The organism is Desulfatiglans anilini DSM 4660, from assembly GCF_000422285.1.
Taxonomy (GTDB): Bacteria; Desulfobacterota; DSM-4660; order Desulfatiglandales; family Desulfatiglandaceae; genus Desulfatiglans; species Desulfatiglans anilini.
Window position 1 is genome coordinate 23,083 of the sequence record NZ_AULM01000040.1, and the last position, 6,000, is coordinate 29,082.

A 6,000-nucleotide genomic window follows, 5' to 3' on the forward strand; every position below is an offset into this window, starting at 1 on the left:
AGAGAGGGTGAGTCATGAAGATCCTGACTGCTCCACGCATGGAACGCTGCATCGGTTGCCATTCGTGTTCACTCGCCTGTGCGCGCCTGGTGCACAAACATCTTTCCTGGGATACTGCAGGCATTGCTATCCTTTCGTCGGGAGGGCTGTCGACCGGCTTCGAGGCTCGCCTGTGCATGGCCTGCAATCCGGCCCCCTGTGTGGAGGCTTGTCCGACAGGGGCCTACAGCCAGAGAAAAGGCGGAGGCGTCGTCGTGAGGATAAAGCTGTGCATCCGCTGTGGGGCGTGCGCTGACGCCTGCCCGGTCGACGCCATCTTCGTCGATCGAAGCGGTGAACCTTTTGTCTGCATCCATTGCGGCCAGTGCGTAAACTACTGCCCGCATGATTGCCTCGAGATGGTCGACAGGGGGGAACCCGTATGATTCGAGACTACTTTCGCGTTTTGCTGGTTGATCTTGAAACCGGAAAGGGACGGATCGAGAGGGTGGAAGGGCGGGATACCCATGCGGGGGGCAGCGGCCTGGCTGCCCTCCTCTTCGAAAGATTCGGCATTGTGGATCGCCTCTGGGACGACCCGGAGCAGCCCTTCATCCTGGCGATCGGTCCACTGACCGGCTTCTTCCCCCTCATGAGCAAAACCATCTGCGCCTTCAAATCCCCTTATCATAATCAATTCGCAGAGAGCCACGCCGGGGGGCGTTCGGCGCTGGCCCTGCGCTTCGCCGATCTCGATGCCCTCGTCGTGGTCGGCAGGGCCAACGTGCTCTCCTGCCTGGTGCTGGGATCGAAACGATTGGAGGTCCGAGACGTCGCATTCATGAGAGGGATGGATGTTTCGAGTACAGGCAAGATCTTCCGGCGCATGTTTCCCGGAGCCGGGCATCGGAGCATCTTGCGGATCGGCCCGGCAGGAGAACGCCTGGCTGCGACCGCCTGCATCAATGTGGACAGTTACCGTCACTTCGGGCGATTGGGTGCCGGAGCGGTCCTGGGTGCCAAGAACCTCAAGGGGATTTTCATCCATGGGGACGGAATCGGTAATCTGCCTGACCAGAAAGGTTATTCGAAGCTGTACCAGCGGGTTTACAGACAGCTGACATCCACGGACATGATGAAGAAGTATCACAACCTGGGAACGCCGGAAAATATCGGGGTCCTGAATGAACTGAAGGCCTTGCCGATCCGCAACCTCCAGAAGACTTCCGATGTCGAAGTCAAGGGCATCACCGGAGAAAGGTTTGCCGAGGAGACCCTGATGCGCAACCAGGCCTGCTCGGGCTGCCCGATCGGCTGTATTCACCTGGGTTACGTGCGCGAGCAGTTCATGAAGGATAACCGGTATTTTTTCATTCAGGTTCCATACGATCACGAACCCATTTTCGCGGTCGGCGCCATGCTCGGGGTCAACAGCGCCTTCAAAGTACTGGGCCTTATCGATGCCGTTGAACGGGCGGGTCTGGACGTGATGTCGACCGGAGTGGCGCTGGCCTGGGCTACGGAGGCGTTTGCCGAGGGGATTCTATCCGAGGAGGAAACCCTGATAGGCCTCAGATTCGGGGATGCCGAAGCTTACAAACAGGCCGTTTATCATATGGGGCGCGGGACGAACCCGTTCTACCGGCTGTTGTCCGACGGCATCATGCACGCGGTGAGGATCTATGGCGGCGGGGACTATGCCTGTGTTCTCGGTCAGGAAATGGCCGGCTACGCCACAGGAGAGGTTTTCCTGACAGGTCAGGCCCTTGGGTTTCGCCATTCCCATCTGGACACCGGTGGTTACACGTATGACCAGCAAAATCAGGAAAAAAATGCGGCGGATGCTGTCGATTTCCTTGTCGAAGATGAGCAGAACCGCGTGCTGTTGACCAGTATGGCAGCCTGTTTGTTCGCCCGCAAGGTCTATCAGCCGGAGTTGTTGGCGGAATGCCTGGAGTCGTTGGGCTATGCCAAACTGGCACGGAACATCGGCTCCGTCGCCGCGTCTGTCCAAAGGCTGAGATGGAATATCCGACTGGCGACCGGCTACGAGCCGCATCGCATCGATATACCCAAGCGTTTCCTGGAGACGGTCAACTGGAAAGGGGCGATCGATGCAAGTTATCTCGACAACCTCAAAAGCGAATACAGCCGGCGCATTCTGCAGTTCAAGGGTTGAATCAAACGTCGTTTTTGGGGGGGGCTGCTGCCGACGACAGGATGCGGCATCGATTCATCGTCCCGCTGTCGGTAAACATACGGCTGCAGGCATTCGAACCTGGTATACGCGCGTTCAGCGCCGTTCATAGGTCCGATAGCGTGAAGTGCGCCGTGAGAAGAGACGGCCTGTACCTAAGAGACCTTCTAGCAGGCTGTTAGGATTTCAAAGGGAGAAAGGCATGATGGTTGATATACCTGTGGAAGAAGGCTATGTTCAGCTGCAAGACGTTAAGGTCTGGTATCGGATCGTCGGCTGCGCAGAAACGCCCGGCAAAGTCCCGCTGCTTTGTCTTCACGGAGGGCCCGGAGTGCCGCATGATTACCTGGAGCCTCTGGAGGCCTTGGCTGCCGGGGGGCGTCAGGTGGTCTTCTACGATCAGTTGGGATGCGGGAATTCAGACGTGCCGGATGATCCGTCGTTGTGGCGGATGGAGCGCTTCCTCGAGGAGATCGACGCCGTCCGAAAAGCCCTTCAGCTCGAGGACATTCACCTCTTGGGGCAATCATGGGGCGGCATGCTGGCGATGCAGTACGCGCTAAGCCAGCCGCGTGGTCTGCGTAGCCTCGTCCTTGCCAGCGCGCCGGCCTCCTCCCGTCAATGGGCCGCGGAGGCCAAACGCTTGCGGGAGGAGCTGCCGGCCGAGACCCAGGAGACTCTCTCCCGCCACGAAGAAGCCGGGACGACGGATGACCCGTCCTATGTCGAAGCCATGATGACCTTCTACCGCCGCCACGTCTGCCGACTGGATCCATGGCCAGAGTGCCTCGATCGCGCTCTGGAAAAACTCATGTGGAACCCGGTGGTTTACCTCACCATGTGGGGCGACAGCGAATTCCACGTGACCGGGAACCTCAAAGATTGGGACGTCAGCGGCCGTCTGAATGAAATCGTGCTGCCTACGCTATTGACCTCGGGGCGCTACGATGAAGCCACTCCCGCGGTTATGGAGACGATCCATCAGGGGATTCCCGGCTCCAAATGGGTCATTTTCGAGCAAAGCGCCCACGAGGCGCACCTGGAGGAGACCGAACGATACCTTCAAGTGATCGATACGTTTCTGGAAGAGGTTGAATCGCGGCGAATGTTTGAAATTCGATAAGCTTAAATCAGCACGCTGGCGCGCGCGCCGATGATCTATTTCCGGTAGGTCCGTCAAATCTCGAACTTAGGTGCTGGTATTGCCCCTGCATGACTACGTTGTAGTCTTCTAAGCGACTGTCGAAAAAAGGCAAAAAGATTTTGACGATGTTGCAGCCTTATATGGGCTAACTTCCTGGCATGACTGACGCCTTGTTCTTGCAATTCCCTCTGGTGGAGGTGTGAAGCATTGAGGGCGATAACCGTGAGCAACGGCGTCCTTTGAAATGCTGGCAGCGCACTATTTGAGTTCTGTATTATCCCGGAAATCAAAGGGTTTCGCTGTTCAGCGGGGCTCATGCCTGCTGCCACAAATGATGTGGAATCAATTTTTTATTTTAAAATACGAAAATACATATTTAGAAATTTTTTATTGAAAATATAAAATAAGTATTTTGTTTTATTATATATAATTTTTTAGTATAATAAAAATGTATGATAGTACAAATCAGGATGGCTTATATAACCCCATTCCGTTATGTTTCTGCTTTCTTGATCTATTATCATGAACCATTGGCAGCCGGTATCTTTGTACTCATATATATGTTTAACATATTTATCATTGATATGATGAATACTGATAGGTTTAGGTACTGGTATATTATCAACTGATTTTCCTATAAAGTAGTTCATCTCATGTATAAACGATTCCTTTTTTTGCTCGATTGAAAAGCATGACATAAATATAAGCGATATAGTGAAGAAGAAAATTTTTCTTATATATTTTATCTTATTGTTTATCATTGTTGGATTTCGCATGATATATTTCAAATAATGCCGACATGACAGTTTTAATGGATGTGTGGATTTAGCTTATTAATATGTCAAATTGAAAATTACAGGTTGTAATAAATCATTCAAAATAAACTGTACTGCTTTAATTGTTTTATGGAACAGTTTATTGCCTATATTCTAAGATGCATATGAATCTATTGTGGATATTTATTAAGTTTTTATGAGGGGCTAATTGAGCGTTTTTGCTCATAGTAATTTACTGGCGGATAGTTAGTTCATGATAACACAGATCTGGATCGCTTATATAATCCCATGACATAATTTCCTTTGTATCGTTTCTGATAATATAAAACCATTGGCATTTTGTCTCTTTATATTCATATATGTATTTGCTTTGATATTCATCAATTTTTATTATTTGAATGGGATCAGGTAATGGGATATTGTGAATATATTTTCCGATATCATTGTTTCTCCGTGTAATAAACATTTCTTTTTTGAATTGCAGTGTTGTGCTGCAATGTATTGATAATGCGATTAATATATATAAAAATAATTTTTTCATGTTATAATTTTTTGTTCTTCTAATACGATGGTAAATTTATTATATTTTTACTTATTTTGTAATATAAACGGCATTACTTCATTGCAATTATCGCTTAATACAAAAGGTGTAGATGTAAAAAGATTAAATGTAGCTAGTAGATTACCAATATTGGTTTCAAGCGAGTTCATACACCTTATATTGCCAATTGAATCGTATAAATAGGCACTGTTAAGATAATCATGAGGGCCCGCGTAAGCTTCACAGAGTAAATCTTGCCATGAGCCCGGGGCATAATAAGTATTTAAAAAGAGGCCTTTCGAACTTTGAGCACCTCCAAATATTGCCTCCTCATAAGGCTTTGAAGCATTATAACGTCCTCCAGCCAGTTTGAATCCGTCCCCTTTGTGGCCTGCACTGATACCAGATGAATTTCTCGAGTCCAATTTTGACTGCGCTATCATTTTTGCGCGCATTGCGGTCGCGCTGTGGGCAAGGAGCGCGATTCCACCGGACCAAGCGGCGCCGTCAAGGGCATTCCCTCCGGAAATCGCAGAAACCGCGCCGCCTGCCAGAGTGTGGAGGGCGACTCTTTGCATAGACCACTTTGTTCCATAATGGCCTTGAATTGCTCCGAATGCACCACCGCTGAGGATGCCCGCAAAAGCGCCGTGGAGGAGGGCATCCAGCGGGTCTCCTCCACTAATTTGAGCTGAGAGCAGACCAGCCGTCCCCCCGGCGACTAGACCCCCGGTAGCACCCGAGATGGCACCTTTGATTGCGGCTTGTGAGATCACCCCTTCCAGGGCTCCGGCGGTTGCACCACTGACGCTCGAGAATACCCCTGCGGATATCCCACCTATAAAGGCTCCTGCCATGACCGATCCGAGGTTCCAGTCCGACTGGATGCCAGCTAGGACCGCGCCGAGGATGGCGCCCGCCACATACTGCAAAAAATGTCCACTCGGGTCCACATACATGAGCGGGTTGTTGCGGCAATAGCTATACCGGTTGAGCAACTGGGGATCCATTGGATCGGGCACGATGGGATCCGGGGAGATGAAGCGGCCGATGCTGGGATCATAGAGGCGGGCGTTGAAGTTGTAGAGGCCGGTTTCGATGTCGTGCTCCTGGCCGGTGTAGCGGTGGTCGGCGATCTGGGTTCGGGATGGTTTACGTTCGGCGCCGAAAGGCGCATAGTCGGCCCGCTCGACCACCTGGCCGTTGGCATTGGTGAGGGCCGTGGTGCCGCCCAGATGGTCCTGGTGAAAGAAGAGGAGGCCGCCGGAGTCCATGCGGGCGATCCTGAGGGCCCCGGCAAAGATGTATCGCGTCCGGATGCCGCCCCGGATCTCGAAGTGCTCGCCCATATACCAGGTGTCGG

General features: G+C 51.6%; 4 protein-coding genes. 3 read left to right on the forward strand and 1 reads right to left on the reverse strand.

All coding sequences use genetic code 11. The features are described from left to right. The first annotated feature begins 14 nt into the window (after positions 1 to 14). From H567_RS0118330 to H567_RS0118340, 3 genes are all read left to right on the forward strand, one after another. Complete coding sequence (locus tag H567_RS0118330) at positions 15 to 425, forward strand: 4Fe-4S binding protein (RefSeq protein ID WP_028322506.1); 411 nt, start codon at positions 15 to 17, stop codon at positions 423 to 425. After that, positions 422 to 2,158, forward strand: coding sequence for an aldehyde ferredoxin oxidoreductase N-terminal domain-containing protein (locus H567_RS0118335; RefSeq protein WP_028322507.1), 1,737 nt, complete (start codon positions 422 to 424; stop codon positions 2,156 to 2,158). The genes H567_RS0118330 and H567_RS0118335 overlap by 4 nt, the downstream gene beginning before the upstream one ends. A 220-nt stretch (positions 2,159 to 2,378) precedes the next feature. Further along, entirely contained in the window at positions 2,379 to 3,299 is a 921-nt protein-coding gene (locus H567_RS0118340) for a proline iminopeptidase-family hydrolase (RefSeq protein ID WP_051185104.1), read from the forward strand. A gap of 1,385 nt (positions 3,300 to 4,684) precedes the next feature. Here the strand turns inward: H567_RS0118340 and H567_RS0118350 are convergent. Beyond that, positions 4,685 to 6,000: RHS repeat domain-containing protein (locus H567_RS0118350; RefSeq protein WP_279615009.1), on the reverse strand; the 1,316-nt coding region annotated here is incomplete at its 5' end.

Coding starts and splice junctions, on each gene's coding strand:
- H567_RS0118335 (WP_028322507.1), top strand. CDS start 422: ATGATTCGAGACTACTTTCGCGTTTTGCTGGTTGATCTTGAAACCGGA.
- H567_RS0118340 (WP_051185104.1), top strand. CDS start 2,379: ATGATGGTTGATATACCTGTGGAAGAAGGCTATGTTCAGCTGCAAGAC.
- H567_RS0118330 (WP_028322506.1), top strand. CDS start 15: ATGAAGATCCTGACTGCTCCACGCATGGAACGCTGCATCGGTTGCCAT.